The following is a 26,715-nucleotide window of genomic DNA, read 5'->3' as shown; positions in this document are numbered from 1 at the left end:
ATGTCTACGGAAGCCTTTTCTTTCCTGCGCGATAATCTGGCCAAGGCCGTCAAGTTGCCTTGGTACGCCGTGCTTTCATGCATCGCCGCCCTTGTGGTGCGGGACCAACGGCTTTGGGTGGTCAGCCGCCGCTCCGGTGTCGGTGATGGTCCGCTTGCGCTGGTGCAGCAGGTACGGGCGATGCGCCCGGATATCCGGGTTGTGTGGCTGACCCGGAATCCGCTGGACGACCGACTGGCGGAAGGCCATCGGTTGGAATGCGTCAGGCATGCTTCGTGGAAAGCACTGCGGCTGTGCCTGCGCGCGGGTGTGGGTGTCATGACCCATGGGTTCTCCGACCTTCGTGGTCCGGCCATCTGGGGTGCGACGGTTATCCAGCTGTGGCACGGCGCCCCGCTCAAGCGCATCGGCAGGGACCGACAGGAACCTGCGGGATGGGCGCGTGGTGTGCTGAGAACAGCGAGCACTCGGCTGGAAGCCTTCTGGAACAGCCATTGCAGCGCCGTGATTGCAGGTTCACCGTTGGCTGCTGCGCGTCTTCGCTCGGCGATGTCGCTTGCCGATCACAAAGTGATCGTCACAGGTGACCCGCGCATGGATCTGATTGGCCAGGGGGCGGTGGCGCCGCGCAGGGTGCTGGAAGCGCTGGCTCGACGGAACCGGCTGGGCGGCAGAAAATACTTCGCGCTCATCGCCCCCACCTGGCGTGACGGCGGGCAGCCATCGGTGACTGTCAATGAGCAGCTGCGGCTTCGCATCGCTGGACGATCCGATCTGGTGGTTTTTGTTCGCTCGCATCCGCACTCGGCTGAGATACAGGCGTTTGCAGGCATGAGCAATGTGGTTGCGCTTCCGCCGGATGACTTTCCCGACGTGACGGCGTTGCTGGCCGGCTTTGACATGCTGCTTACGGATTACTCCAGTATCGCGATGGATTTTTCGGTGCTGGAGCGACCGATTGTTCTGGTTGCTCCGGATCTTGAGGCCTACACCGCGTGCCCGGGGTTGTACGAGGACTACGGGAAGTTCAGTGCAGATGCGTACTTCACATCGTGGAGCGACGGGCTCGTGGAGCTGGATGCGCTGTGCGAGGGCGCACCGCAGGTGCTGCGAGGGTACGTTGAACGGAGCCGGCACATGGCGGCCCGGTATCACCCCCTTGGGGTTGAAGGCAATGCCGCCCGTGTTGCGGCATGCATCTTTGAAATGCAGGAGCGAGGCTGATGCGGATCATGCATGTCACGCAATGCCTCGGTGGCGTTGAAACATACCTTCGCTCCTTTCATCTGCACGGTGCTTTTGGCGGCTTTGATACGCGTGTGCTGGTCGTCCCCGAGGAGTGCACGCTGGCCCAGGAGTGGCGCGCCGCCGGCGGGACGGTGGAGGTGATGGCAATGCACCGCAATGTGGGCCTGTTCACGGACATGCAGGCCTTGCTTCGCATCAGCAGGCTCCTGAGGAAGCATCGGCCTGATGTCGTGCATCTGCATAGTTCCAAGGCCGGCGCCGTGGGCAGGGTGGCAGCCTTTGCGTGCCGGCTGCTGGGCCAACGCATCTCGGTCGTATACACGCCGCATGCGTACTACTACCTCGCGCGGGATGGTTGGCGCCGCAGGCTGTTTCTTGGGGTGGAAGGCGTGCTGGCGGGTCTGACGGATATGCTTCTGGCGACCTCGCCCAGCGAAGCCCAGCGCAGCCTGGTGGATGTGGGCTATCCAGAAGCCAAGGTGTGCGCGGTGGCCAATGGGGTTGCATTGCCGGAGCTGCCACGTTGTCCCAATGAAGGCGAGGGTGCCGTACAGGTCATTTTTGTCGGGCGCATCTGCCACCAGAAGAACATCGAACTGCTTGCCCGGGTGATCTCCGCGTTTGATGCGACAGCCGGCGTGCGCTTCAGGATTGTTGGCGTTGGCCATTATGAAAAGGACAGGCAGTTGCTTGATGAACTGCTGCGCGCGCAGTCGGTTGACATGTCCTTGGTGGAGGTCACTCCGTGGCTCAGTCATGCCGCTGTCCAGGCGCTTTTTGCAGCGTCGGACATCTGCGTGGTGACGTCCAGATACGAGAGTTTTGGTTATGTGGCCGCAGAGGCGGGTGCAGCTGGGCGGCCGGTGGTTGCAACGGATGTGGACGGTCTAAAAGACGTCATCGATGATCGCGTCACCGGGTTTCTCGTTGCCAGCGACGACGAGGTCGCATTTGTCGGGCGACTGCGGGCATTGATCGAAAGCCCGGGCCTTCGGGCCAGCATGGGGAAGGAAGCCCGGCGCAGGGTTGCCCTGCATTTTGATGTCGCCACGAATGCCAGGTTGATGCGCAGCGCATACGATCGGCTATTGTGATGCGGCGCGCTGACGGAGTCGTCTGGTTCTGCGTTGCGCTGTTCTCGGTGGCGGGCGTGTTCCTGGTTCACGAGATGCCGTCGCTTTGGCATGCCAAGTTCTACCTGGACGGCCAGGGCCTGCTCAACGCCACGCCATCGTCGGCGGTGTTCGCAGGTTCATACCGGGGCACTGCCTGGATATTCTCACCTGTGTTTCAGCTGGCCGAGTATGTGGGGCTGGACTTGTCCGCCTATTCCAGCCGCTTTGACGGACAGTGGTTCGCGATGAATCTGCTGTGGACCGCCCCCTACCTGGTCATGGTCTGGGTTGTTGTCCTGCGGGTGGGGATTGCGCCGGACGTGGCCGGTCTGTTCGTCCTTTTCTGCGCGCTGGTGCTCTATGCGCCGTTCTACGGGAGCATCAACAAGGACATCGTCCCGACGTTCATTTCCTTCGCGGTTGTTGTTGCGCTCTCATCGGGGCGGCTCCGGGTGGCGATAGTGATACTGATCGCGCTATCGCTGGCCTATGGATTGGTGGTCCGGCTGTACTTTCTGCTGTTCCTTGCCGTTTTTCTGCTGGCACTGGGTGCAGTGGACAGTCGCCGCAAGGTCATCGCCGCAATGGTGGCCGGGGGCGTGGCAACGTTCATCGCGTTCCCCCATATTCCGCGGGCATTGATCGATATTGGACGGGCGGAGTATCTGGAGGACATCTCGAACACGCGGATAGGCTATTTCTTTGGTGACTACTCTGCGCTTGGGTTCACCCTCAACCGGGTGAGTGCCATGTTCCGGGTTGCCTTTCCGTTGGAGCTGTTGCTGAAATCGCCGGTTTACGCCCCCTTCGTGTTGTTTCGCTGCCATGCGACGCTGCTGATGCTCAAAGGAATGGGGCAGCAGGGCGGAGTGCGTATCGCGGCGTGCATTGTGTTTGCCTTCACCATCACCCAGGCGATCTTCGAGCCGGACTTTGGATCGGCCTTCCGGCACTTCATGATGGCGATGCCGCTTGTCCTCTATCTCCAGGCACACACAAGCCTGAGCCGGGGCAGGCCTTCGGTACTGACACCGTTGTGGTGATACCGGGCAGGTTGGCGCAGGCGCCGGATCATGTCCGGGGCATGGGCGTTCAATCTTCCAAGGCGCGGAGCGATGCGCTTCCCATCCAGTGCTCACGCTCTGCCGTAAGCTGATGGAGGCCGTAGGTGCGTGAAAGACGCGCACCACCGTCGCGATAGAGCGGGTTCCAGTTGAGGTTTGCGCGGGAGCGGGTGGAGCGGGGGAGCATCAGGTCGAACGGCACTGAGACGAAAATGCCTTTGTCGAAACTGCCTTCACCAAAGTCTTCGGAGGACACATTGGTCCTGGTCGCATAGGCACCCATGCCCACGCCATTGTCGAACATGCGGGTCAGCGACACGGTGGCGCCCCAATCCTTTGCCAGATAGCGACCAACGCTGAGCGTGCCGGTCATCTTCTGCCGCGTTCCCCAGTTGTAGTACAGGCTGGCATGGCCGGTGGTGACGCGGTAGTCGCGTAGGGAAAAGCGCTGATCAAAATCACGTTGTCGAACCCGGTTAAGGTCGGCGCCCACCGCCCACGCCTGGCCGAACGGGCGGTACAGCAGTTCCATGCCGACGCCGGCGTACATGGTTTCCAGCAGTCCGGCATAGGCCATGCCATACACATCGCGCCCCAGTTGTGCGGTGCTGGTCAGCTGCAGCGTTGGAAGCGTGAGGTCTTCGCTGGTCAGGTACTGGCGGACATGCGTGCGTACGCGCGGCAGCTTGCTTGGTGCGTCGTAGCGGAACTTGTCGTAGTTGTTGTACGCGTTGTAGCTCAGGCTGCCGTGCAACCAGCTGTTTCGGGTGAAGTGAAGGTTGGCGGTATAGATGCCGGTCAACTGGAACAGAATGAAGCCATCCGGGCCGCCCAGTGACTGGCGGTAGCCGAGACTGAACTCGCCATTGAAGTGCCGTTGCGGCGCTTCGTACACAGTGTGGCCGTACTGATGGGCAGGGGCTGCCCGTTCGGTGGTGCGTGCCAGTTGCCACTGCGTTGCACGGTTGTCCAGATACGCGCTGAAGACGTCGCGGTTGACGCTTGTATCAACAACGGCGAGGCCGGCGCGCGTGTTGCGGACGGTAAGCCAATCGATGTCAGCAGGCAGGGATGCATCGAGGATGCGCGCGGCGCGGTCAAATCCCCGGGCGGGTTGGATGTAGCGCTGCTGCTCGCCGGTGACGATCAGCTCCGGTCCCTTTCGTGATACCCGCGAGACACGCAGGCCGGCACCTTCTTCGAGTTGTTCGGCGACGGCGGACCAATCAACGGCTGGTTGCTGTACTGCTGAGTCGGTTGCAGCTTTTCCTGGAGAGCTTCCGGCCCGCGTGTTGAAAACGGGCGGATCAAGCAGCTTCGGCGCCGGCTTTGCCTGGCCGAGGTTGCCGTGGATGCTGATGCCGAACACTGCCTCGTTGCCGCGTTCCCAACCGGCCTGCAGTTGCACGTTGCGGTGAGGCATGTAGGTGGCCGCAATGTTGACCGGGGAGCGCTGCCGCTGGTGGTTCTGCTGGGGCTCGTGCCGGTAGTCGTTGCCGTCGTATTCGAGCTTCAGCTGCAGCGGTTGCCAGGGTGTCTGGTAGCTGAGGCCGCCGAACAGGCCAACCGGGCCGCGGAACATGCCGCTGGTATTCAAACGACCGGGTGTGGTGGCGCTGTTTTTGTAACCCGGCCGCGTCGCGAATCGGTCGTCGACAAGACGCAACGGGTTGCCAAAATCACCACGGTTGCCGATGTAGCCGGTGGCCAATCCCAGGCTCGCATCCACCGGCCCCCAACGCTTGTTGGCAACCAGGTATTCGCTGGAGAACAGCCCGGTGCCACCGACATCGCGCATGCCAACGGCGACTTCGGGCACCCAGCGGCTCTCCTGGAGCAGGCGCAGCTTGAAGTCGATGGATTTGTCTTTGTAGTTCTGCGTGCCGCTCAGTGACTCTGAACCGTAGCGGCGGTTGGCCACGGAGATGTAACGGAACGATCCCTCCAGCCAAGGCAGCGGCTGCAGGGTGAAGGTGTAGCGGCTGTAGGGCGAGGTGTGGCTGGCGGTGAAGCTCAGCTCACCTTCCTCAGCCATGCGCGCGGTGGGGGTCTGCAGCAGGCCGATGCCGCCCCAGTCACTGGCCGTGGGCAGCGGCCCTTCCTGGGCATGCAGCACGTTGCAGATGCTCAGTGCCAGCAGCGCCAACCCGGCGCTCGCCAGCGATGTGGGCGGGGGGACCCTCACGTTCATGCTCAACGGGCATCCAATACCTGGGTGGCAAGGAAGGCGGCCGCCTCCTCGTTGATGTCGGGGGCGACGCCGCGCACCAGGTGTTCGGCCAGGGGCACAAACACGACCGCGCCGGGCGCGAGTGATGCCGAGGTCTGCCGATTCCACAGCGCAATGCCGATCTTTCGATGGCTTCCATCCGGCTGGATCAGGTACAGGTAGTCCGGGCTTGCGGCGGAAAGCACGGGGCATTGCCGGCGATAGCGCTCTGCCGGAATACCTGCGGCATGGCGCAGCGTGCAGGGTTTGAGTACGGCACCGACAACGCTGATCGTGTCCGGCCGTTGCGGGTAGACGAGGCGGTCACCGCTTTGTGCCGGTGTGTCTTGCGCGCGGCTGGCTTCCAGCGGGCGAGGGTCCAGCATTTGGGTGACGCGTCCGGTCACTGGCAGGCGCTGGAATTCGTGCAGCATGCGCGTGGCTGCCTCGGCAGTGGAGGGCTGTGTCGCAAGCAATTCGAGATCGAACAGCACCCCCGCCTTCAGTCGGGACTGCACGGGCATCGCCTGCGTACGCAGCAACGCCGCGCCGAGCATATAGGCATGCGCATCAGGGCCAGCGGCAAGCGCAGCCGCACTCAGGCGCGCATCCGCCGGCAACGTGTGTACACCTGGATAGCGGACGCTGCCGCGTACTTCGATGCTGATCGGTGAAGTCGCATAGGCAGATGTGGTCAGCATCACGCCGAGCACCATGGCGGGCAGGTGCAGGTTCATCGCGGCTGGAGATCCGGTGCGTAAGGTTTGAACTGGATGATTTCCAGGCTGGTGTCGGGCGCGATGGCCTGCACGCTCTTCCAGATGAAGCCGTTGCCCGGGTCCACCCAGTAATGGTTGTCGCGCTTCCAGCCGCTGCCGCTGAGTTGTTCGCGCACATGCAGCAGCTCACGCCTGCGGCCCAGAATCTCCATCTGCACGTTTCCCTGCGTGTGCAGGGTTCCGGTGACGCGCATGCCGTAGTGGTGGCCGGGCATGACGTCATAGCGGCGTGTTACCTGCGTACCGGGTTTGAGGTTGCGCAAGTCATGGAAAGGATGTGTGCCGATGATCGCCATCTGCCGCAGCTGCGGGCTGCCGCCGTGTGTGGCGACAACCAGGCCATCCTGCAGAAATACGATGCTCTGCTCGCTGCTGTACCAGGCCTGGCGGCCGTCATCGATGTTGCCAAGCACCAGGATGGCGCCGCCATTGGGGCCGGTCACCTTGATCTGCGGGAAGCGATTGGCCGCAACGTCATCCGCTGTGGGCTGCACATCCGGTGCGCCGCGCAGTGCGAGGCGAACCGCCTTGATGCTGGATTGGCCAATCGCGCCGCAGCCTGCCATTGCAACGACCAGTGGCAGCAAAAGAAAGGTGCGCGATGCCGGCCAGCCGAATGGAGCGCTCCTGCTCGTCATCGTCCGGCGTCAGTTGTTGTCGAGGTCGTTGCGGGTACTGGCCGCGTTGCTGATGATTGCCGAGAACGGCAGCAGCTGATTCACGAAACGGCTCCAGCGGGTTACGCCAGCAGCACCGACAAACACCACGTCGCCCGGCCGCAGCTCAAACTGGCTCGCCACCGCAAAGGCACTGGGAGAGCGAGCCTCCAGATGGAATACCTGCGACGGTGCCTGCTGCAGATCAGCGGCGCCGCGGATGACATAGATGGCATTGCCATTGGACGTGGTCTGCAGCAGGCCGCGGGCGCGCCCCAGCGCCTGGCTGAGCGAAATCCCTGCCGTGCGGAAGCTCAAGGCACCGGGTTGGCCGACTTCGCCGACGACAAACACTTCCTTGCGATCCAGATAGGGGACGTAGATTTGATCGGCAGCTTTCAGATAGATATTGGTGCCGGCGTGACCTTGGCCGACGCGGTCCAGATCGATGATGTGGGTGGTGCCATCACGGGTCAGGCGTATTCCGGACAGGTCCGCCTGGGTCGGGTCCAGCCCGGATTGGCTGATTGCATCGGCCAGTGTCAGCGGCGCGATGGTCAGCGCGACAGCCGCGGGTTGGCGCGATGCGCCTGTGACCCAGACGCGCTGGCTTGCATAGGTGAGGACGGAAACATCCACCTGCGGCGCTTCGATATAGCGTGCGAGGCGGGTGGTGATGTCCTCGCGCAGTTGTCCTGGTGTCTTGCCGGCGGCCGCAACCTTGCCGATATAGGGGTAGAACAGGGTGCCGTCGAACTGGACCAGGCGCCCGGCCGCATTGAGCTGCTGCTGCGCCCCTGCCGGCACGGTCAGCTCAGGGTGATCCCAGACCGTGATGTACAGGACATCGCCAGCGCCGATACGGTAGGGCGCGGGCTGATAGCGGGAGAGCACATCGGGAAAGGTGAACGCATCGCGCTCGGCATGCTCCATTGCGATCAGCTTGGGTGTGATCGCAATCAGCTCGATTTGATCCTGTGCCAACGCATTGTCTTCGCGCAGCAGCCCGCCGCGGCGCATGTGCTGCCCGGGTGCCCAGATACAAGCGGGCAGAAGGAGCGCGGACGCCATCAGAAGGGCGAGGCGTTTGCAGTGCATCGTGATTGTTCCTTGCCGCTGAGGGCAAAAACGAAGCCCATGCCGGCGCAAGGGCCGGAATGGGCTTCGTAGCGATCGTCAGTTCGTCGGTCAGTAGGTGCCGGTCGTGCCGCCGGTGGACGGAGAACTGCTGCTGTCGTTGTGGTCGGCGGCCACGCTGTACACCGCCGCTGCCGCAGCAATGCCGATACCGACCGTGGCAGCGGTGGTCAGGGTGCCGGTGGCGACGGCCTGCGCGGCCTGCGCGCCGGCGGCGACGGCATTGCTGGCCACTTCGCCTGCTATCTCGCCCGCCACTTCCCCGGCCACCTCGGTTGCGGCTTCAGCGGCAGTGTTCTGGGCCACGGCGGTTTCAGACGTCACGACTTCCTGGGGAGTGCTTTCGGGAAGGGTGGGCTGCTCAACGCTTGCATCAACCCATTGGTTCTGGGTGCCTGCATCCGGTGCGGGGGCTTGCTGTGCTGCGGGTTCGGCAGCCGGGGCTGCAGCCTCGGCGGAGGTGGCCGCGGACGACACGTCCTGGGCGGCGACGGGGAAGGTAAGCCCCATGAGGACCAGCACGGCGGACATCTTCTTCATTGAATGGGGCTCCTATTCCATTGGATTTTTAAGCTCGCCCATTGTTTCTATTGCTCTCTTTTTGTGTCAATCGGACCAGGGGAGGTTCTGGGTCGATTTTCATGGGACGGAAGGCCGGGGCGCGTGCGAGGAGATTGGTGGCCTGCTGCGTTGGAGTGCGCGCGGCAAACCGATGCTTCGGGTGCGTTCTCAATCCGCTGGAATGCGGGGCAAAGCAGGCACCGCACAGGCGCCAGCGAATGCACGTGCAGGGCGAGGCCGCGCGCCCCGATGGGCGATTGACGCTGGCCCGATCAAGCCGTTGCCTGTACTCTTGCCACCGCATTTAGGCCCCGTAGCTCAGCTGGATAGAGCGGTCCCCTCCTAAGGGACAGGTCGCCCGTTCGAATCGGGCCGGGGTCACCAGGCCGGCCGCTGGCATCTGCCGCTCGCCGCTTTTGCGCCCCATCTGCCGTGAAATTGCCGGCATCCTCCGAATTCTGTTTCTCTGCATGCTCGTTGCGAGGGGAGTCGCCGCGCGTGCAGACTGCGCCCATGTCATCCACGGCTCGCCATCTGCGCCACTACCTGCAGCCCACCGGCCTGGAGTGTCACGACTATTCGCAGTGGGTCCTGCCGGTACGCGGTGATCTGCAGTTGGAAGTGGACGGGCTCGGCGGCCGTGTCGATCTACTGCAGGGAGCGTTTGTTGCCCCGGGCGAGCGGCACGACATGGAGGCGCAGGGTGACAACTGCTGTCTGATCATCGATTGCCATGCCGGTGTGCTGGACGATGACACGCTTGAGCACCTGAGCCGGCAGCGCTGGTTGGCCCTGCCAAAGCACATCCGCCAGCGATTGCAGTGCATCCAGGCCGACGGCATGCAGAGTGACCCGTTGCCGCAGTTGCTGCGTTATTTCGCACCGGATGGCAGTGGCGCCCGTTTGCAGGCCTTGTGCATGGCGGTGGCCAAAGCGCCCGGTGGCGACTGGTCGGTGGCGCGCATGTCGGCCGAGGCGGGGGTCAGTGGCAGTCGTCTGCATGCGCTGTTTGCCCGCGAATTCGGGGTGTCCCCGCAAACCTGGGTAAGTGCTGCCCGGCTGCGTTGGGCCAAGCAGCAGCTGATGGGGAGCTATGCTTCCATCAGTGATATCGCCCAACGCGCCGGTTATTCCGAACAAAGTGCCTTGACCCGGGCGCTGCGGCGGGAAACCGGGCTGACGCCGCGGCAATGGCGGGAGTCGGGCAGTAGCCTGGGTCAAGACGCCTCCACGGGTGCGGCCTAAACTGCGCGCCCCGGTCAGTCGTGTGCGTGGCGTGAGATGAGTCGTTCAATGGGCGTGGGTATTGCCAACGGTGTGGCCTCCGGCGCGCTGTGGGGGCTGGTGTTTCTGGCGCCGGCCGTCCTGTCCGGTTTCTCGCCGCTGCAATTGGCTGCCGCGCGTTACCTCGTCTATGGGCTGATTGCGGTGGTGCTGCTGGTGCAGCGCTGGCCGGCACTGCGCGCGACCATTGGCAAGGTCGAATGGACGGCGCTGACCTGGCTGAGCCTGTTGGGCAACCTGGTGTACTTCGTGCTGCTGTCGATCTCGGTGCAATGGAGCGGCGGAGCCTCGGCGGCGTTGATCGTGGGCATGGTGCCTGTGCTGGTGGCGGTGGTGGGTTCGCGCGAGCCGGGCGCATTGCCTTTGTCGCGGCTGGCGCCTGCGCTGGCCCTGTGCGTGGCCGGCGTGTTGTTGATGGGTCACCAGGCGATGAACTCGGCGCATGTGCAGGCCAGTGCCACGCAGCGGATCATCGGCCTGTTGTGCGGCGTGGGTGCGCTGGTGTCGTGGACGGCGTATTCGGTGGGCAACACCCGCTGGTTGGCGCGTGTGCCCAGCGTGTCCGGGCACGATTGGTCACTGTTGACCGGCGTGGCGACCGGCGGTCTTGCGCTGTTGCTTGCACCCGTGGCGTTCCTTGGCGACAGCAAAGTCCACTCGGGTAGCGAATGGGCGGGTTTCTGGGCAATGGCGGCGGCGGTGGCGGTGTTTGCGTCGATCCTTGGCAACGCCTGCTGGAACCGCGCCAGCCGCGCGCTGCCGCTCACTCTCGGCGGGCAGATGATCGTGTTCGAGACCTTGTTCGGCCTGGTGTATGGCTTCCTTTGGCAACAGCGCTGGCCGGTATCTGCGGAGCTGCTTGCTGCTGTCTGCCTGGTGGCAGGTGTGGTCTGGAGCGCTGCGGCGCATCGCTCGATGGCGCCGGCTGCCGGTTCTGCCTGAGCCAATCCGCGCAGCCGGTAATGAAAGCTGGCTGCGCCAGTTGCTTTCGAGCTGTCAGGCGTGGGTAAAAGCGCGGGGCCTGATCAACGCGGCATCAGGAGCGGCTCCGGGTTATTCATGGGCGCTTGCATGTTAAATGCGCGACGTTCGCGTTTGATGACAATTGCAACTTTTAAAGGCAGCTTCGGCGACGTTTGGTTTTATTGGCATTTTGCGGTGCAACACTTGACAGCCTTGTCCCTGCTGTAGTCCTCTTGGTCGCAATGAGCAGCCAACAGACCGCCGCCGAGTACCTGCAGCCCCTTCCGGGTGAGCACGGCCGTGTGTCCGGCGTGGCCAACGTCATTATCACCACCACTATTACCGCCACCACTCGTCCGGTGCGGCCCGTCGTCTTCGCGTAATTTCCGAAAACCACGGCCCCGCACCCGGATCAGGATGCGGGGGAACTCCATCCAGATGCGTGTCGGGGCCTCCAGCCGAGGTTCATCCGATGTCGTCAGTTGCTGTTTCACCCGCCGCTCCTGCCGTGGATGCCGCCGTCCGCACCGTCGTCCACAAATTCGGTGGCACCTCGGTGGCAGATGCCGACCGCTACCGTCATGTGGCGCAGTTGTTGCTGGCGCGGGAGGAGCAGACCCAGGTCACCGTGGTCTCGGCGATGAAGGGAGTGACCGACGCCCTGATCGAGCTGGCACGGCTGTCAGCCGCCGGCGACGGCATGTGGGATGAGCGTTGGCACGAATTGCGCGCACGTCATCGCGCCGCCGCCGTGGCATTGCTGGGCGAGCATTCCGGCCCGACCATCGAATGGCTGGATGCGCGTTTTGAACGCCTGCGCGAGGTGCTGGCCGCATTGGCGGTGATCGGTGAGTTGCCCCAGGAGGTGCTTGACCGCGTGCAGGGCCTGGGGGAAGTGTTCTCGGCGCATCTGTTGGGCCATCACCTGCAGGCTGTTGGCGAGGATTGCGCTGTGCTGGATGCGCGCGATGTGCTGGTGGTCAACCACGGCGAACTGGGCGTGGATGTGGATTGGAAATCGAGTGCCGCCAAGCTGGCGTTGTGGCGGCAATCGCACCCCGCGCCGCGGGTGGTGGTCACTGGCTTTGTCGCGCGGGACCGCAAGGGCAACATCACCACGCTGGGCCGCAACGGCAGTGATTTCTCCGGCGCTATTTTCGCGGCATTGTTCGCGGCCGACGAGCTGCACATCTGGACCGACGTGGACGGCGTGCTTTCAGCCGACCCGCGCGTGGTGCCCGAGGCGGTGCAGCTGGACGCTCTCAGCTACGACGAGGCCTGCGAACTGGCCTATTTCGGCGCCAAGGTGGTGCATCCGCAGACGATGTCGCCGGCCATCGAGCGCGGCCTGCCGATCATCATCCGCAATACCTTCGAGCCGGATCACCCCGGCACCCGCATCACTGCGGAAAGCTCCAGCCATGGACCGATCAAGGGGCTGACGCTCAGTCCGGATCTGGCCGTGCTGAACCTGGAGGGCACCGGCCTGATCGGCGTGCCGGGCACCGCCGAGCGCGTGTTCGCCGCACTGCGTAATGCGCACGTTTCCGTGGTGATGATTTCGCAGGGCTCGTCGGAGCATTCCATCTGTTGCGTGGTGAAGCAGGGCGAGGCCGAACGTGCCCGCGATGCCTTGTTGCAGGGGTTTTCGCACGAACTGGCCGCAGGCCAGGTGCAGCGCGTGCAGCTGACCACCGGCGTGAGTGTGTTGGCGGCCGTGGGCGACGGCATGGCCGGACAGCCGGGTGTCGCCGCGCGTCTGTTCGAGTCGCTGGGGCGTGCGCAGGTCAACATCCTGGCCATTGCCCAGGGCTCGTCCGAGCGCAATATTTCCGTGGCCATCGAGAGCAATGATGCGACCAAGGCGCTGCGCGCCGCGCACGCCGGTTTCTGGTTGTCGCCGCAGACCTTCTCCGTGGGCGTGATCGGCCCGGGCAACGTGGGTGCGGCGTTGCTGGACCAGCTCAATGCGGCGCAACCGCAGCTGCTGGCCAAGGCCAAGCTTGATCTGCGCTTGCGCGCGATTACCTCACGCAACCGGATGCTGCTGGATCAGCGCGGCCTGCATGGCGAATGGAAGTCGGCCTTCGAGGCGGCACGCGCGCCTGCGGACCTGGACCAGTTCACCGACCACCTGCTGTCCGCGCGCCTGCCGCACACCTTGATCGTGGACTGCAGCGGCAGCCCGGAAGTGGCCGAGTGCTATGCCAGCTGGCTGGCTGCCGGCATTCACGTGGTGACGCCCAACAAGCAGGCCGGCAGTGGCCCGCTGCTGCGCTACAACGCCATCCGTGCTGCAGCCGAAAGCAGCGGTGCACGCTTCCGTTACGAGGCCACGGTGGGTGCTGGCCTGCCGGTGATCACCACGCTGCGCGATCTGGTGGATACCGGCGATGAAGTCACCGCCATTGCCGGCATCTTCTCCGGCACCTTGGCCTGGTTGTTCAACAAGTACGACGGCAGCGTTCCGTTCTCGCAACTGGTTACGCAGGCGCGCGGCATGGGCTACACCGAGCCGGATCCGCGTGATGACCTTTCCGGTGTGGACGTGGCACGCAAGCTGGTGATCCTGGCGCGCGAAGCCGGCAATGACATCAGCCTTGAAGATGTGGCCGTTGAAAGCCTGGTGCCGGAATCGCTGCAGGGCGCGAGCGTGGAGGACTTCATGGCGCGTCTGCCGGAAGTGGATGCAGCATTCGCACAGCGCCTGGGTGATGCGCGCGGCCGCGGCAATGTGCTGCGATACGTTGCCCAATTCAAACCGGGGCAGCAGCCGAGCGTGGGCCTGGTCGAACTGCCGGCCGATCACGCCTTCGCCAACCTGCGCCTGACCGACAACGTGGTGCAGTTCACCACTGGCCGCTACTGCGACAACCCCTTGGTGGTCCAGGGCCCGGGCGCAGGCCCGGAAGTCACCGCCGCCGGTGTGTTTGCCGATGTACTGCGCGTGGCAGCTGGCGAAGGAGCGCGCCTGTGAGTGATGCGTTGAAAGGAACCGCCGTGCGCGAAGCCCGTGCATTCGCGCCAGCTTCGGTGGCGAATGTGGCTGTCGGCTTCGACCTGCTGGGTTATGCGGTGCAGGGCGTCGGCGACACGGTGACGGTGCGGCGCATTGAGGCGCCTGAAGTCCGCATCGCGGCTATCCGCGGTTCCGTGGTGGAACTACCACGCGAGGCGGCCAGCAACACCGCCGGCGCCGCCTTGATCGCCCTGCGCGAAGACCTGGCACTGCCGTTCGGTTTTGAGATTGAAATCGACAAGGGCATCCCGCTCAGTTCCGGCATGGGAGGGTCGGCCGCTTCGTGTGTGGCGGCGCTGGTGGCGGCCAATGCGCTGCTCGACGCACCGCTGTCGCGCGAACAGTTGTACCTGTACTCGCTGGACGGCGAGGCGGTGGCCAGCGGCAGCCGTCACGGCGACAACCTCGGCCCGATGTTTCTCGGTGGACTGGTGATGTCCACGCTGGAGCGGCTGGTGCCGGTCGCGGTGCCGGATGCCTGGCACAGCCTGCTGGTCCATCCGGATGCGCAGCTGGAGACCCGCCGTGCGCGCGCTGCCCTGCAGGGCGCGTATGAGTTGAAGGAGTTTGTCGCACAGAGTACGAACCTGGCGCTGGTACTGGCCGGCTGCCATGCCGGCGATGCCGGTTTGGTCAGGGCAGGGCTGGCGGATGTACTGGTCGAGCCGCGACGTGCGCCCTTGATTGCTGGCTTTGACGCGGCCAAGCAGGCCGCCTTGGCTGCAGGTGCGATGGGCGCCAGCATTTCGGGTGCGGGCCCCAGCATTTTTGCGTGGTTTGAGACGCGCGACGCGGCACAGGCTGCCGTCCATCGCGTGCAGACCGCATTTGCCGCTGCCGGCTTCGGCAGTCAGGCCTGGGTGACGCCGCTGAACAGCCCCGGCGCGATGTTGCTGTAGCCGCCCAGGTCCCTCCCCGGCAAGCCGGAGAGGGATGTGAACTCTTCTCGCTGGCCGTGATGCGCCGCGTCGCATTGCCAAAAAACAACATTCCGGAAACCGCAATGAACTTCATTTCCACCCGCAATGCTTCTCCCGTCGCAAGCCTCAGCCAGGCCATCGCTGCTGGTTTGGCGCCCGACGGCGGCCTGTATGTCCCGCAGCAGATGCCGGCCGCGCGTACGCTGCAGGCCGGCGACTCCCTGGCTGTCACCGCTGCAGAGCTGTTGCAGCCGTTCTTTGCCGGCGATGGGCTAGAGCGCGACCTGGCCGGCATTTGCCGGCAAGCGTTTGATTTCCCCGCGCCCTTGCTGCCGCTGGCGACCGGCAACGACCATGTGCTGGAGTTGTTTCATGGCCCGACGGCGGCGTTCAAGGATTTCGGCGCGCGCTTTCTTGCGGCAAGCCTGTCCCGCCTGCGCGCCGGGCAGGAACGGCCGCTGACCATCGTGGTGGCTACCTCCGGCGATACGGGGGCCGCGGTTGCCGCCGCGTTCCACAACCAGCCCAACCTGAAGGTTGTGGTGTTGTATCCGGATGGCCGTGTCTCGCCACGCCAGGCGCACCAGTTGGGCTGCCTGGGGGGCAACATCCGTGCGCTGCGCGTGTCCGGCTCATTCGACGATTGCCAGGCCATGGCCAAGCAGGCACTCAATGACGGCGAATTGCAGGCGCAGGTGCCACTGAGCTCGGCCAACAGCATCAGCCTTGGACGCCTGCTGCCGCAGATGAGCTACTACGCACATGCTGCGCTGGCTCACCAGGCGCAGCACGGCACCCTGCTGAACTTCGTGATTCCCACCGGCAACCTTGGCAACGCAATGGCCGCCGTCATGGCGCGCGCGCTGGGCGTTCCACTGGGGCGCATCGTGCTGGCGACCAATGCCAACCGCGTGCTGCCGGAATACTTCAATGGTGGCCACTACACGCCAAAACCCAGCGTTGCCACCCTGGCCAACGCGATGGACGTGGGCGCGCCAAGCAACTTCGAGCGCCTGCGCTGGCTGTATGAGGGCGACGATGCTGCCCTGCGTGGAGCCTTTGTTTCCCGTGCGGTGGATGACGCAGCCATCCGCGAAACCATTGCCCGGCGACATCACCAGCATGGCGAGGTGTTCTGCCCGCACACGGCCACGGCCGTGCAGGTGCTGGAACAACTGCGCGCCAGCGGCGAGGCAGCGGCCAGCGAACATTGGGCGATTGCAGCGACCGCGCACCCGGCCAAGTTTGAATCCGTTGTCGAACCCCTGATTGGCCGTGAAGTGCCCGTGCCGGCCGCGCTGGCCGAGCTACTGAAGCGTCCAGCGCATGCAGAGCCCTGCGCGCCGGACTATGCCGCGCTGCGAGATGTCCTGCTGGAAGCTTGAGTCCGTTTCAAAGAGCGTGAAGTTGCAATCCTCACATTCCAGAAAGCCTGGCTTCAAAAGCCCCTCTCCCCTTGCGGGAGAGGGGTTGGGGAGAGGGGGGATTCGTGCGAAGCACGGCATCTGCAGTCACTGCTTTGATGCACTTTCCTTTGCGGCAAGGAAACGAAAAGTCGCATGTATAAAAGCATCAGTCTCTTCGGTCAGCGGTATTGCACTGGGCACGCCAAGCCACCAGAACCTGGCTGCCGTTCGCTCAAATCGGGGCTCCTGATCCCGCAACTGCTTGCCGCGCACGCACACTGGAGTGTGGCCCAGGCTCACAAACTCATGCGGCTTTCATGCACTCAAAGCTCGTCGTTGGCGAGCTTTTGCAGGGCGCTGAAATCCAGGATCTCCACCACGTTCAGGTGGGGCAGGGCAATCAGGCCCTGCTGGCGCAGCTTGGTGAAAGTGCGGCTTACCGTTTCCATGGTCAGGCCAAGGTGGTCAGCAATGTCGCCACGGCCCATCGGCAGCGAGACGCGGTTGCTGCTGCGGCCAAGCAGGGTGGCCTCGCGCGCGGCCAGGCGCAGCAGGAAGTCGGCCAGCCGTTCCGGCGGCTGCAGGCGGGCCAAGGCCAGCGCGTTGTCCTGTGCGGCATCCAGCTCCTGGCAGGCGCGTTGCAGCAGCTTGCGCTCCAGGTGCGGATAGCGCTGGCGCAGGTCGCGCATCTGCGAGGTCGGTACCCGGCAGACGCGGCTCTCGGCAATGGCCTCGATGTCGTAGCGGTGATGATCGGTGCCGCTCAGGCCCATGTAGTCGCCTGGCAGCACAAAGCCGTTGACCTGGCGCCGGCCGTCAGCCAGCGTCCGCACCAGCCGCAGTGCGCCTTCCGTCACTGTATAGACATAAGCGCGCGGTTCGCCGGTGCGGGCCAGGGTGGCGCCCATGGGAACCGGCATCGAGGTGGTGATCTGCTCCAGCGCCTGCACCTCGTCACAGGACAATGCCGAACAAACCGACAGGTGCCGGACCGAACAGTGCAGACACTCGCGCGCGCCGGTGCCGTCCGCAGCAGCGGGCGATGCAGGGGAGTGCTCGGGGCCGGAGGCGGGCCGGGACATGGCGTCATTACGGGGAGGACAGGGGGTAAATGATACTTCATGCGGCCAGCGGGGCGGCCTGGCGCTAGAATTGGGGGTCGTCCACCCCACTGAGTTGCAGGAGTTTCGCCCGTGATCAAGCCCCGTACCCCGCCTGGCATCATGGAATTGCTGCCGCGCGAGCAGATCGCGTTCCAGCGTATGCTGGACGTCATCCGGCGCAACTACGAGCGTTTCGGGTTCCTGCCGGTAGAAACCCCGGTGTTTGAGCTGTCCGATGTGCTGTTGACCAAGTCCGGCGGCGAGACCGAGCGCCAGGTCTACTTCGTGCAGTCCACCGGGGCGCTGGCTAACGCCGCCGAGTCGGGCGATACCAGCCTGCCGGAAATGGCGCTGCGCTTTGACCTGACGGTGCCGCTGGCCCGTTACGTGGCCGAGCACGAACATGACCTGACCTTCCCGTTCCGTCGTTACCAGATGCAGCGTGTGTATCGTGGCGAACGTGCCCAGCGCGGCCGCTTCCGCGAGTTCTATCAATGCGATGTGGACGTGATCGGCAAGGACACGCTGAGCATCCGCTATGACGCTGAAGTGCTGGCGGTCATCCATGCGGTGTTCTCCGAGCTGCGCATCGGCAAGTTCGCCGTGCAGCTGAACAACCGCAAGCTGATGCGTGGCTTCTTCGAGGCGCAGGGCGTTGCCGACCCGCAGCTGCAGGCGCTGGTGCTGCGCGAGGTCGACAAGCTCGACAAGCGCGGGCCCGACTATGTGCGTGAAACGCTGGCAGGCCCGGATTTCAACCTGCCTGCCGAAGCCGTCGAGCGCATCCTGGTCTTTGTCGAAGTGCGCTCGACCTCGCATGCCGATGCCCTGGCGCAGATTGACGCGGTGCTGGCGGCTGCTGGCGAGTCGGCCAGTGAGTCGCTGCGCACCGGCGCTGCCGAGCTGCGTGAGGTGCTGGAACTGGTCAAGGGCCTGGGCGTGCCGGAAACCGCGTATTGCCTGAATTTCTCCATCGCCCGTGGCCTGGATTACTACACCGGCACCGTCTACGAGACCACGCTCAGCGACCACCCGCAGATCGGCTCGATCTGTTCCGGCGGCCGTTACGAAGACCTGGCCAGCCACTACACCAAGTCGCGCCTGCCGGGCGTGGGCATTTCCATCGGCCTGACCCGCCTGTTCTGGCAGCTGCGCGAGGCGAACCTGATCGACGGGATTGCCGAAAGCAGCGTGCACGCGATGGTGGCGTTGATGGACGATGCCTCCATGCCGCAGTCGCTGGACATCGCTCGCCGTCTGCGCGCCGGTGGCATCAATACCGAAGTGCAGATGGAGCCGAAGAAGATCGGCAAGCAGTTCCAGTACGCCGCCAAGGCGGGCATCCGCTTCGTGGTGCTGGCCGGTGAAGACGAACTGGCGCGCGGGGTGGTGGCGGTCAAGGACCTGCTCCGCGAGCAGCAGTTCGAGGTGGCCCGTGACGAGCTGGCCACCACACTGCAGGTGGAACTGGAGCAGGCCCGCGCGATGACGCGCTGAGCCCAATAGTCCGGTTTGTATACAGAAGGCCCCGCATTGCGGGGCCTTCTGCGTAGTGGCCGCCGCACTTGTAGGAGCGGCCTTCGCCGCGAAGCCGACTTGCAGGAGCCACTGTTCAGCCCGCAATCGCATTGCCGGCTTCGCGGCCACGGCCGCTCCTGTGGGTTCTTTGTTGAATGGTGCTGATTTGACTCGGATCGATGCTTGTAATAACGTGCTAGCACGCTAATACATTGATACAAATGAAACCGCGCATCGACTCCGAACGTGAAAAGGCTTCCGACGCTCCCCTGAAGGCGTTGGCACGCGCGCTGGCCGCGCTTGACAAACCGCAGGACGTGCAGTCATTCCTGCGCGATCTCTGCACCCCCGCCGAGTTGGAAGCCATGGCCGACCGCTGGCGCGTGGTGCCACTGCTGCGCAAGGGCGTGCCTTACCGCGAGATCTATGACCTGACCGGGGTGAGCGTCACCACCATCGGCCGGGTTGCGCGTTCGCTCGAACATGGCGCCGGGGGCTATGCCGCCGCCATCGAGCGGCTTGCCGCGCGCAAAACCGAATCCAACTGAGAACCCGACATGAGTGCTTCAACCACGGCCCCGGCGCGTGACCGGCTGCGTATCGCCATCCAGAAGAGTGGCCGCCTGGCCGATCCCGCGCGCAGTCTGCTGGCCGCCTGCGGCCTGAGCTGGCGGCAAAGCCGCGACAAGCTGTTCTGCTTCGGCGAATCGTTGCCGGTGGACCTGCTGCTTGTGCGCGATGACGACATTCCCGGCCTGATAGCCGATGGCGTCTGCGACCTGGGTGTGGTCGGACTCAATGAGCTGGACGAGCAGGCCAAGGCACGTCGGCAGATCGGCTTGCCCGATGCGTACCAGCCACTGCGCGGCCTGGGCTTCGGCGCGTGCCGGTTGATGATCGCCGTGCCCGAGGAATGGGATTGGCAGGGCGTGCAGATGCTGCAGGGCAAGCGCATTGCCACCAGCTACCCGGCCATCCTTGCGGCGTGGCTGAAGGAAAAAGGCGTGGATGCGCAGGTGGTGGAGTTGTCCGGCTCGGTGGAGATCGCCCCGAAGCTCGGCACGGCGGAGTTGATCTGCGATCTGGTGTCCAGCGGTGCCACGTTGATGGCCAACCAGCTCAAGCCGGTGGAAACCCTGCTGGAAAGCGAGGCCGTGCTGGCCGGCCCGGTCAACGAACTGGATGACGCGCGCGCGGGTTTGATGGCGATGCTGCTGCGTCGTTTGGATGGCCTGAGCAAAACCCAGGACCAGAAACTGCTGATGTTCAGCGCCGCCGAAGAACGCGTGGACGCACTGGCGCGCCTGCTGCCCGACGCCGAGCCGCTGCTGCGGCTGCCGGGTGAGGGCGGGGCAGTGCGCCTGCAGACCATGTGCAACGGCGCACTGAGTTGGCAGCGGCTGGAAGAACTGGAGCGCGCGGGCGCGCAGGGCGTGATGGTGTTGGCGGTGGAGAAGTCGCTGGTATGAATATCCTGGAATGGAATGCACTGGATACGGAAGGACAGGCGCGCGCGCTGAGCCGCCCGGTGCAGGCGGTTGCGGCACAGACGCGGGAGTCCGTCGCCGGCCTGATCGCACAGGTGCGTGCGCAGGGCGATGTGGCGCTGCGCGAAATCAGCGCCCGCTTCGACGGCGTGGCGCCAGAACGCTTTGAGGTCAGCGAAGCAGAATTTGCTGCCGCTGAATTGGCCGTGCCGGCGGAGCTGCGCATCGCCATGCAGCAGGCGCTTGATCGCATTGATGCCTATCACCGCGCCGGCATGGCGCAGCCGTATTCGGTGGAGACCGCACCAGGTGTGGTCTGCGAGAAGATGATCCGCCCGATTGGCCGCGTGGGTTTGTACGTGCCAGCGGGCAGTGCGCCACTGCCGTCCACCGCATTGATGCTCGGCGTGCCTGCGCGCCTGGCCGGTTGCCGCGAAGTGGTGTTGTGCACGCCGCCGCGCAAGGACGGAAGCGCCGATCCTGCGGTGTTGGTTGCCGCGCGCCTGACCGGCGTGCACCGTGTGTTCAAGATTGGCGGCGCCCAGGCCATTGCCGCGATGGCGTATGGCACAGGCACTGTGCCGTCCTGCGACAAGTTGTTCGGGCCGGGCAACAGCTTTGTTACCGAGGCCAAGCAGCAGGTGGCGCAGGCCGGTGCAGCCGCCATCGACATGCCGGCCGGGCCATCGGAAGTGCTGGTGATTGCCGATGCCGGTGCCAACCCGGCCTTCGTCGCGGCCGATTTGCTGTCGCAGGCCGAGCATGGCCCGGATTCGCAGGTGCTTCTGCTCAGTGACAGCGCGTCGTTGATCACTGCCGTGCAGGACGAAGTGGAGAGGCAGGTGGCGCAGCTTGTGCGCGCAGATATCGCCCGCAAGGCGCTTGAGGCGTCGCTGCTGATCAAGGTGGATTCGATCGAACAGGCTTTCGTCATTTCCAATCGCTACGCCCCCGAGCATTTGATTCTGGCGCTGCGTGAACCGCGCGCCTGGTTGCCACAGGTGGAAGCGGCAGGGTCGGTCTTTCTCGGCGATTACACGCCCGAAGCGCTGGGCGATTACTGCTCCGGCACCAACCATGTGTTGCCGACCGCGGGCGCTGCGCGCGCTTACAGCGGTGTCAGCGTGGCCAGTTTCCAGAACCAGATCAGCGTACAGGCCGCTACCCGCGAAGGCATCGCCAACATCGGCCCCTGCGCATTGACGCTGGCCCGTGCCGAAGGGCTCGGCGCGCACGCCAATGCGGTTGCCCTGCGGCTGGGGGTTGCGCCGTGAGCGGCGTGTTGGATCTGGTGCGTGAGGACCTGCGCGGATTTGCGGGATATTCCTCGGCGCGCAGCGCGACGCTGGAAGGCGAGATATGGCTCAACGCCAATGAATCGGCCTGGGCGAATCCGGGTGATGCGCAGGCCAGTTGCCGTCGTTATCCCGAGCCGCAACCGCAGGCGCTGCGGCAGCGATTGGCTGACCTGTATGGTTGCTCGGCGGCGCAATTGCTGATCGGCCGTGGCAGCGACGAAGCCATTGATCTGCTGGTCCGTGCGTTATGCGTGCCGGGACAGGATGCGGTGCTGTATACGCCGCCGGTATTTGGCATGTACGCGGTGAGCGCGCGGTTGCAGAACGCACCGGCAATGGAGGTGCCACTGCGCGAGACCGATGCTGGTTTCGAGCCGGACATTGACGCCGTCATCGCCGCGGCAAAACAGGGCAATGCGAAGCTGGTGTTCCTCTGCTCACCATCCAATCCGGCCGGCCTGAGCATTCCACTGCAGCAGGTTGAAGCGGTCGCTACGGCCCTGCGTGGCCGGGCGTTGGTAGTGGTGGACGAGGCGTATGCTGAATTTGCTGACGAGCCCCCCGCCGTCAGCCTGCTGGCGCGCTACGACAACATCGCAGTGCTGCGGACCTTGTCCAAGGCGCACGCACTGGCTGCCGCGCGGATCGGGACGGTCATCGCGGATGCCGACTTGATCGCCGTGCTGCGCCGTTGCCAGGCCCCGTATCCCATCCCGGCACCGTGTTCGGCGTTGGCCTTGGAAGGCTTGAGCGATGCGGCGCAGGCTTTGACGCGCGGCCGCATCGCAACGGTGCGCAGCGAGCGCGAACGGTTGCGCATCGCCTTGTCCAGTCGCGTGTGCGTGCGCCACGTCTACGCATCGAATGCGAACTTCCTGCTGGTGCGCTTTGTTGATGCAGAGGCTGCATTCCAGGCGCTGCTGGCAGCGGGTGTGGTGGTGCGTGACCAACGCGCAGCGCCGCAGCTGCAGGATGCCTTGCGCATCACCCTCGGAACCCCGGAACAGAACGACCGCGTCCTCGACGCTCTTACTTCGCTGGAGCCTGTTGCATGACCCCCATCCTGTTTGTCGATCGTGACGGCACCTTGATCGAGGAGCCGGCGGACTTCCAGATCGATGCCTACGAAAAACTGCGCCTGGTGAAGAACGTCATCCCGGCGATGCTCAAGCTGCGCGATGCCGGCTACGAATTTGTCATCGTCTCCAACCAGGATGGCTTGGGCAGCGAGGGTTATCCGCAGGCGAGTTTTGACGGCCCCAATGACTTGATGCTGCAGATTTTCGCCAGCCAGGGTATTGTCTTCCGCGACGTATTGGTGGACCCGAGTTGGCCGCAGGACAACAGCCCCAATCGCAAGCCGGGCATCGGCATGATGGTCTCCTACCTGCAGGACCGCTCCATTGACTGGGCGCGCTCGGGCATGGTCGGTGATCGTCCCACCGACATTGCGTTTGCCGACAACATGAAGATCCGCGGCTTCCAGCTGCGGACGGAGCAATTCGGTGGCGAGTGGGATTGGGACGCTATCGCCCACGAGCTGGCCGATGCGCCGCGCCGCGCCACCGTGCAGCGCGACACCAAGGAAACCCAGATCCGCGTGTTCGTCGATCTGGACAAGGTGGCCGGTGCCAATATCAACACCGGCCTGCCGTTCTTCGACCACATGCTTGACCAGATTGGTCGCCACGGTGGCTTCGCGCTGGAAATACAGGCCACGGGTGATCTGCACATCGACGAGCACCACACCATCGAAGACACCGGCCTCGCGCTGGGCCAGGCACTGCGTGAAGCGCTGGGCAGCAAGCGTGGTATCGGCCGCTACGGCTTTACCTTGCCGATGGACGAAGCCCTGGCCAGTGCCGCGCTGGATTTCAGTGGCCGCCCGTACCTTGTGTTTGAAGGTGAATTCAAGCGTGAGCGGGTGGGCGACATGCCGACCGAGCTGGTGCCGCACTTCTTCCGTTCGTTGTGTGATGCGGCGGGTTTGAATCTCAATTTGAAGGTGGAAGGCGACAACGATCACCACAAGGTGGAGGCCTGTTTCAAGGCCTTGGCACGCGCACTGCGGCAAGCCATTCGCCGCGAAGGCACCGAGTTGCCTTCGACCAAGGGGGCATTGTGAGTGCGGTCGGGCTGATTGATGCCGGTGGTGCCAATCTCGGCTCGGTACGCTATGCATTGGAGCGCCTGGATGTTGACGTGCGCATGGTGCGTGAAGCTGCCGATCTGGCCGGGCTGGAGCGCGTCATTCTGCCCGGTGTGGGTGCCGCCGCTGAAGGCATGAAGCGGCTGCACGCACAAGGCCTGGTGGAGCCGCTGCGCAAACTGGAGGTGCCGCTGATGGGCATCTGCCTGGGCATGCAGCTGTTGTTTGAGCGTTCGGAAGAAGGGAATGTGGAATGCCTGGGGCTGTTGCCGGGGATCATCCGCCGGCTGCATCCGGGCGTTGGCGTGCGCGTGCCGCACATGGGCTGGAACAAGTTGCTGGCCTTGCGCGAATCGCCATTGCTGGAAGATGTTCCGGTTGGTTCCAGCGCTTATTTCGTACACAGCTACGCCGCGCCGGTGACCTCCGACACAGTGGCAGCCTGTCATCACGGCGGCTTGTTCACCGCAGTCGTGCAGCGTGGCCACCTCTGCGGTGCGCAGTTCCATCCCGAACGTTCCGCCGGTCCCGGTGCGCGCATCCTGCGCAACTTTCTTGAGATCACAATGCAATGAGTTTCACTGTCTATCCCGCGCTGGACATCCGCGAAGGCCGCGTCGTGCGCCTGCTGCAGGGCGATTACGCCAAGCAGACCACCTACGGCGACGACCCGCTGCCGCGCGCGCAGGCATTTGCTGCCATCGGCGCCAGTTGGATGCACCTGGTGGATCTGGATGCAGCCAAGGCCGGCGGTTACACGCTTGCGCCGCTGCTGGCGCAGATCGCTTCAAGCACCGCGCTGAAGGTGCAGACCGGCGGCGGCGTGCGTGGCCGTGACGATGTGGCGCGCATTCTCGATGCCGGTGCCAGCCGCGTGGTGATCGGCTCGCTGGCAGTGCGTGATCCCGAAAGTGTGAGCCGTTGGCTGCAGGAATTTGGTGCGCAGCACCTGACCATCGCGCTTGATACCCGCCAGGGGGACGACGGCGTCTGGCGCCTGCCGGTGCACGGCTGGACGGAAACCGCCGATGTCACCCTTGATGCACTGGCGGTGCGCTACGCGCAGGCCGGAATGAAGCACCTGCTATGCACCGACATTTCGCGCGATGGCATGCTGTCCGGCCCAAACATCGATCTTTACGCGCACCTGTCGCGCTTGCTGCCCGGCGTAGCGGTGCAGGCCTCCGGTGGCGTGCGTGACGTGGCCGATATCCGCGCATCAAAAGCCGCCGGTTGTGGCGGAGCGGTGCTCGGCAAGGCGCTGCTTGAGGGCCGCCTGAACCTCGACGAGGCCCTGGCATGTTGAGCCGCCGCATCATTCCCTGCCTGGACGTGCGCGAAGGTCGCGTGGTCAAGGGCGTCAAGTTCCGCGATCACGTGGACATGGGCGACATCAGTGAGCTGGCGTTGCGTTATCGCGACCAGGGCGCCGACGAACTGGTGTTCTACGATATTTCAGCGAGCCCGGAAGGTCGCTCGGTGGATCGGGCGTGGATCGAGCGGGTTGCACGGCTGATCGATATTCCGTTCTGCGTGGCCGGTGGTATTCGTGATGTTGAAACGGCCCGGGCGGTACTTCATGCCGGTGCCGACAAGATCTCGATCAACACCCCGGCGCTGGAACGGCCGGACTTGATTGCAGAGCTTGCAGAAGCCTTCGGCCAACAGTGCGTAGTGGTGGGCATCGATTCCATTCGTGAGCCCGATGGGCAGTGGCGGGTGCGCTCGTACACCGGCGATCCAGGCAAGACCCGCGCCGAAGCACGGCTCACCCTGGATTGGGTGCGTGAGGTTCAGCAACGCGGCGCAGGCGAAATCGTGCTGAACTGCATGGACAGCGATGGCGTCCGCAAGGGCTACGATATTGCCCAGTTGCGCCACGCCCGGGCGCTGTGCACGGTGCCGTTGATCGCTTCGGGCGGCGCGGGCGCGCCGCAGCATTTTGCCGATGTGTTCGAACAGGCTGACGTTGACGGGGCACTGGCTGCCAGTGTGTTCCACTCTGGCGCCATTGCCATTCCGGAACTCAAGCAGTTCCTGCGCGAACAACAGATCGAGGTAAGGGATGTCTACTGAATTCAAAGCGCTTGATCCCTCCACACTGGACTGGGCCAAGGTGGACGGGCTGATGCCGGTCATCGTGCAGGATGCAGCCACGCTGCGCGTGCTGATGCTCGGCTACATGGACCGCGACGCGCTGGAGAAAACCCGCGACAGCGGCAAGGTCACCTTCTTCAGTCGCACCAAAAAGCGCTTGTGGACCAAGGGCGAAACCTCCGGCAATCACCTGGAGCTGGTGGATATCCGGGCGGACTGCGATGCCGATACCTTGCTGGTCACCGCACGTCCGCACGGCCCTACCTGCCACACCGGCGACATCAGCTGCTTCAGCGCTGCACCGGGTAACTTCCTGGGCGCGCTGGACGCATTGATCAAGCAGCGCGAGCACGACCGCCCGCTCAACAGTTACACCACCCAGTTGTTCGAGAAGGGCGCGCGGCATATTGCGCAGAAGGTAGGCGAGGAGGGCGTGGAAACCGCGCTGGCCGGTGTTGTGCAGCGCGACGAAGACCTGCTCGGTGAATCGGCCGACCTGCTGTTCCACCTGATCGTGCTGCTGCGCTCACGCGGCCTGTCGCTTGACGACGCGGTGGCCGTGCTTGAAGGCCGGCATGCGAAGGCCGTGACGAAGACGACGGGCTGATTTTCAGCTTTGGATGTAAAGCAGCTCACTCAGCTGCCACTGGGATTTCAGCAGACCGTCAGCAAAGCACTTGAAGCCCCTCTCCCGCCAGCGGG

24 protein-coding genes and 1 tRNA gene are annotated in these 26,715 nt (G+C 64.3%); 19 read left to right on the top strand and 6 right to left on the bottom strand.

Annotated elements, in window-relative coordinates:
* The 3 genes from ACVOLO_RS06210 to ACVOLO_RS06200 are packed head-to-tail and all read left to right on the top strand — an operon-like array spanning position 1 to position 3,406.
* A complete protein-coding gene (locus tag ACVOLO_RS06210; protein WP_481569386.1) occupies positions 1-1,224 on the top strand; it encodes a CDP-glycerol glycerophosphotransferase family protein in 1,224 nt (407 codons plus the stop codon).
* Positions 1,224-2,342, top strand: a complete 1,119-nt coding sequence (locus tag ACVOLO_RS06205; protein WP_481569385.1) for a glycosyltransferase — start codon at positions 1,224-1,226, stop codon at positions 2,340-2,342. Before ACVOLO_RS06210 ends, ACVOLO_RS06205 begins: the two co-directional genes overlap by 1 nt.
* Positions 2,342-3,406: a hypothetical protein gene (locus ACVOLO_RS06200; protein ID WP_481569384.1), complete on the top strand. Its 1,065-nt coding sequence runs from the start codon at positions 2,342-2,344 to the stop codon at positions 3,404-3,406. The genes ACVOLO_RS06205 and ACVOLO_RS06200 overlap by 1 nt, the downstream gene beginning before the upstream one ends.
* A gap of 49 nt (positions 3,407-3,455) precedes the next feature.
* Here ACVOLO_RS06200 and ACVOLO_RS06195 read toward each other — a convergent pair whose 3' ends face one another.
* The 5 genes from ACVOLO_RS06195 to ACVOLO_RS06175 form a co-directional block, all read right to left on the bottom strand.
* A complete protein-coding gene (locus ACVOLO_RS06195; protein ID WP_481569383.1) occupies positions 3,456-5,618 on the bottom strand; it encodes a YjbH domain-containing protein in 2,163 nt (720 codons plus the stop codon).
* A gap of 2 nt (positions 5,619-5,620) precedes the next feature.
* Positions 5,621-6,373, bottom strand: a complete 753-nt coding sequence (locus tag ACVOLO_RS06190) for a capsule biosynthesis GfcC family protein (RefSeq protein WP_481569382.1) — start codon at positions 6,371-6,373, stop codon at positions 5,621-5,623.
* Positions 6,370-6,981, bottom strand: a complete 612-nt coding sequence (locus tag ACVOLO_RS06185) for a YjbF family lipoprotein (protein WP_481569381.1) — start codon at positions 6,979-6,981, stop codon at positions 6,370-6,372. Before ACVOLO_RS06185 ends, ACVOLO_RS06190 begins: the two co-directional genes overlap by 4 nt.
* 81 nt (positions 6,982-7,062) lie before the next feature.
* On the bottom strand, positions 7,063-8,091 hold the full coding sequence (locus tag ACVOLO_RS06180) for a polysaccharide biosynthesis/export family protein (protein WP_481569380.1): 1,029 nt from the start codon (positions 8,089-8,091) through the stop codon (positions 7,063-7,065).
* A 168-nt stretch (positions 8,092-8,259) separates the two neighbouring features.
* Positions 8,260-8,748, bottom strand: coding sequence for a hypothetical protein (locus tag ACVOLO_RS06175; RefSeq protein ID WP_481569379.1), 489 nt, complete (start codon positions 8,746-8,748; stop codon positions 8,260-8,262).
* Positions 8,749-9,076: 328 nt separating this feature from the next.
* Here ACVOLO_RS06175 and ACVOLO_RS06170 point away from each other — a divergent pair.
* From ACVOLO_RS06170 to thrC, 6 genes are all read left to right on the top strand, one after another.
* Positions 9,077-9,153: transfer RNA gene (locus tag ACVOLO_RS06170), tRNA-Arg, on the top strand.
* 129 nt (positions 9,154-9,282) lie between these two features.
* Positions 9,283-10,014, top strand: coding sequence for a helix-turn-helix domain-containing protein (locus tag ACVOLO_RS06165; protein ID WP_481569378.1), 732 nt, complete (start codon positions 9,283-9,285; stop codon positions 10,012-10,014).
* A 36-nt stretch (positions 10,015-10,050) separates the two neighbouring features.
* Complete coding sequence (locus tag ACVOLO_RS06160; protein WP_481569377.1) at positions 10,051-10,995, top strand: DMT family transporter; 945 nt, start codon at positions 10,051-10,053, stop codon at positions 10,993-10,995.
* Positions 10,996-11,488: 493 nt separating this feature from the next.
* The gene (gene thrA, locus ACVOLO_RS06155) at positions 11,489-13,993 is read left to right on the top strand and encodes a bifunctional aspartate kinase/homoserine dehydrogenase I (RefSeq protein WP_481569376.1); all 2,505 of its coding nucleotides are present in this window, start codon (positions 11,489-11,491) and stop codon (positions 13,991-13,993) included.
* Between the two features lie 8 nt (positions 13,994-14,001).
* A complete protein-coding gene (locus ACVOLO_RS06150; RefSeq protein ID WP_481569452.1) occupies positions 14,002-14,934 on the top strand; it encodes a homoserine kinase in 933 nt (310 codons plus the stop codon).
* Between the two features lie 104 nt (positions 14,935-15,038).
* Positions 15,039-16,340 (top strand): threonine synthase, encoded by a 1,302-nt coding sequence (gene thrC / locus ACVOLO_RS06145; protein ID WP_481569375.1) that lies wholly within the window; start codon positions 15,039-15,041, stop codon positions 16,338-16,340.
* A 344-nt stretch (positions 16,341-16,684) separates the two neighbouring features.
* On the opposite strand, the gene ACVOLO_RS06140 is transcribed toward thrC, so the two are convergent.
* Entirely contained in the window at positions 16,685-17,443 is a 759-nt protein-coding gene (locus tag ACVOLO_RS06140) for a Crp/Fnr family transcriptional regulator (RefSeq protein WP_481569374.1), read from the bottom strand.
* Between the two features lie 111 nt (positions 17,444-17,554).
* Here ACVOLO_RS06140 and hisS point away from each other — a divergent pair, with 111 nt between their 5' ends.
* The 10 genes from hisS (at position 17,555) to hisIE (ending at position 26,620) form a co-directional block, all read left to right on the top strand.
* Positions 17,555-18,961 carry a histidine--tRNA ligase gene (gene hisS, locus ACVOLO_RS06135; RefSeq protein WP_481569373.1) on the top strand — a complete coding sequence of 469 codons (1,407 nt, stop codon included), beginning with the start codon at positions 17,555-17,557 and terminating at the stop codon, positions 18,959-18,961.
* Positions 18,962-19,203: 242 nt separating this feature from the next.
* The gene (locus tag ACVOLO_RS06130) at positions 19,204-19,530 is read left to right on the top strand and encodes a YerC/YecD family TrpR-related protein (protein ID WP_431594491.1); all 327 of its coding nucleotides are present in this window, start codon (positions 19,204-19,206) and stop codon (positions 19,528-19,530) included.
* Positions 19,531-19,539: 9 nt separating this feature from the next.
* Complete coding sequence (hisG, locus tag ACVOLO_RS06125; RefSeq protein WP_481569372.1) at positions 19,540-20,451, top strand: ATP phosphoribosyltransferase; 912 nt, start codon at positions 19,540-19,542, stop codon at positions 20,449-20,451.
* Complete coding sequence (gene hisD, locus ACVOLO_RS06120; RefSeq protein ID WP_481569371.1) at positions 20,448-21,743, top strand: histidinol dehydrogenase; 1,296 nt, start codon at positions 20,448-20,450, stop codon at positions 21,741-21,743. Before hisG ends, hisD begins: the two co-directional genes overlap by 4 nt.
* A complete protein-coding gene (gene hisC, locus ACVOLO_RS06115) occupies positions 21,740-22,822 on the top strand; it encodes a histidinol-phosphate transaminase (protein ID WP_481569370.1) in 1,083 nt (360 codons plus the stop codon). Before hisD ends, hisC begins: the two co-directional genes overlap by 4 nt.
* On the top strand, positions 22,819-23,892 hold the full coding sequence (gene hisB / locus ACVOLO_RS06110; protein WP_481569369.1) for a bifunctional histidinol-phosphatase/imidazoleglycerol-phosphate dehydratase HisB: 1,074 nt from the start codon (positions 22,819-22,821) through the stop codon (positions 23,890-23,892). Before hisC ends, hisB begins: the two co-directional genes overlap by 4 nt.
* Positions 23,889-24,491 carry an imidazole glycerol phosphate synthase subunit HisH gene (gene hisH / locus ACVOLO_RS06105; protein ID WP_481569368.1) on the top strand — a complete coding sequence of 201 codons (603 nt, stop codon included), beginning with the start codon at positions 23,889-23,891 and terminating at the stop codon, positions 24,489-24,491. Before hisB ends, hisH begins: the two co-directional genes overlap by 4 nt.
* Positions 24,488-25,222 carry a 1-(5-phosphoribosyl)-5-[(5-phosphoribosylamino)methylideneamino]imidazole-4-carboxamide isomerase gene (gene hisA / locus ACVOLO_RS06100; RefSeq protein ID WP_481569367.1) on the top strand — a complete coding sequence of 245 codons (735 nt, stop codon included), beginning with the start codon at positions 24,488-24,490 and terminating at the stop codon, positions 25,220-25,222. The genes hisH and hisA overlap by 4 nt, the downstream gene beginning before the upstream one ends.
* Positions 25,216-25,992, top strand: coding sequence for an imidazole glycerol phosphate synthase subunit HisF (hisF, locus tag ACVOLO_RS06095; protein ID WP_481569366.1), 777 nt, complete (start codon positions 25,216-25,218; stop codon positions 25,990-25,992). The genes hisA and hisF overlap by 7 nt, the downstream gene beginning before the upstream one ends.
* Positions 25,982-26,620, top strand: coding sequence for a bifunctional phosphoribosyl-AMP cyclohydrolase/phosphoribosyl-ATP diphosphatase HisIE (hisIE, locus tag ACVOLO_RS06090; protein WP_481569365.1), 639 nt, complete (start codon positions 25,982-25,984; stop codon positions 26,618-26,620). The genes hisF and hisIE overlap by 11 nt, the downstream gene beginning before the upstream one ends.
* Positions 26,621-26,715 lie beyond the last annotated feature (95 nt).

Source organism: Stenotrophomonas sp. STEN056, from assembly GCF_056759635.1.
Note: the sequence above shows the minus strand (reverse complement) of the source record. Positions and strands in the feature narration are given on the sequence as shown.

Coding starts and splice junctions, on each gene's coding strand:
- ACVOLO_RS06165 (WP_481569378.1), top strand. CDS start 9,283: ATGTCATCCACGGCTCGCCATCTGCGCCACTACCTGCAGCCCACCGGC.
- hisIE (WP_481569365.1), top strand. CDS start 25,982: ATGTCTACTGAATTCAAAGCGCTTGATCCCTCCACACTGGACTGGGCC.
- ACVOLO_RS06175 (WP_481569379.1), bottom strand. CDS start 8,748: ATGAAGAAGATGTCCGCCGTGCTGGTCCTCATGGGGCTTACCTTCCCC.
- hisG (WP_481569372.1), top strand. CDS start 19,540: ATGAGTGCTTCAACCACGGCCCCGGCGCGTGACCGGCTGCGTATCGCC.
- thrA (WP_481569376.1), top strand. CDS start 11,489: ATGTCGTCAGTTGCTGTTTCACCCGCCGCTCCTGCCGTGGATGCCGCC.
- ACVOLO_RS06185 (WP_481569381.1), bottom strand. CDS start 6,981: ATGGCAGGCTGCGGCGCGATTGGCCAATCCAGCATCAAGGCGGTTCGC.
- ACVOLO_RS06180 (WP_481569380.1), bottom strand. CDS start 8,091: ATGCGCCGCGGCGGGCTGCTGCGCGAAGACAATGCGTTGGCACAGGAT.
- thrC (WP_481569375.1), top strand. CDS start 15,039: ATGAACTTCATTTCCACCCGCAATGCTTCTCCCGTCGCAAGCCTCAGC.
- hisF (WP_481569366.1), top strand. CDS start 25,216: ATGTTGAGCCGCCGCATCATTCCCTGCCTGGACGTGCGCGAAGGTCGC.
- ACVOLO_RS06160 (WP_481569377.1), top strand. CDS start 10,051: ATGAGTCGTTCAATGGGCGTGGGTATTGCCAACGGTGTGGCCTCCGGC.
- ACVOLO_RS06200 (WP_481569384.1), top strand. CDS start 2,342: ATGCGGCGCGCTGACGGAGTCGTCTGGTTCTGCGTTGCGCTGTTCTCG.
- ACVOLO_RS06130 (WP_431594491.1), top strand. CDS start 19,204: ATGAAACCGCGCATCGACTCCGAACGTGAAAAGGCTTCCGACGCTCCC.
- ACVOLO_RS06205 (WP_481569385.1), top strand. CDS start 1,224: ATGCGGATCATGCATGTCACGCAATGCCTCGGTGGCGTTGAAACATAC.
- ACVOLO_RS06210 (WP_481569386.1), top strand. CDS start 1: ATGTCTACGGAAGCCTTTTCTTTCCTGCGCGATAATCTGGCCAAGGCC.
- ACVOLO_RS06190 (WP_481569382.1), bottom strand. CDS start 6,373: ATGAACCTGCACCTGCCCGCCATGGTGCTCGGCGTGATGCTGACCACA.
- ACVOLO_RS06140 (WP_481569374.1), bottom strand. CDS start 17,443: ATGTCCCGGCCCGCCTCCGGCCCCGAGCACTCCCCTGCATCGCCCGCT.
- hisB (WP_481569369.1), top strand. CDS start 22,819: ATGACCCCCATCCTGTTTGTCGATCGTGACGGCACCTTGATCGAGGAG.
- hisD (WP_481569371.1), top strand. CDS start 20,448: ATGAATATCCTGGAATGGAATGCACTGGATACGGAAGGACAGGCGCGC.
- hisA (WP_481569367.1), top strand. CDS start 24,488: ATGAGTTTCACTGTCTATCCCGCGCTGGACATCCGCGAAGGCCGCGTC.
- ACVOLO_RS06195 (WP_481569383.1), bottom strand. CDS start 5,618: ATGAACGTGAGGGTCCCCCCGCCCACATCGCTGGCGAGCGCCGGGTTG.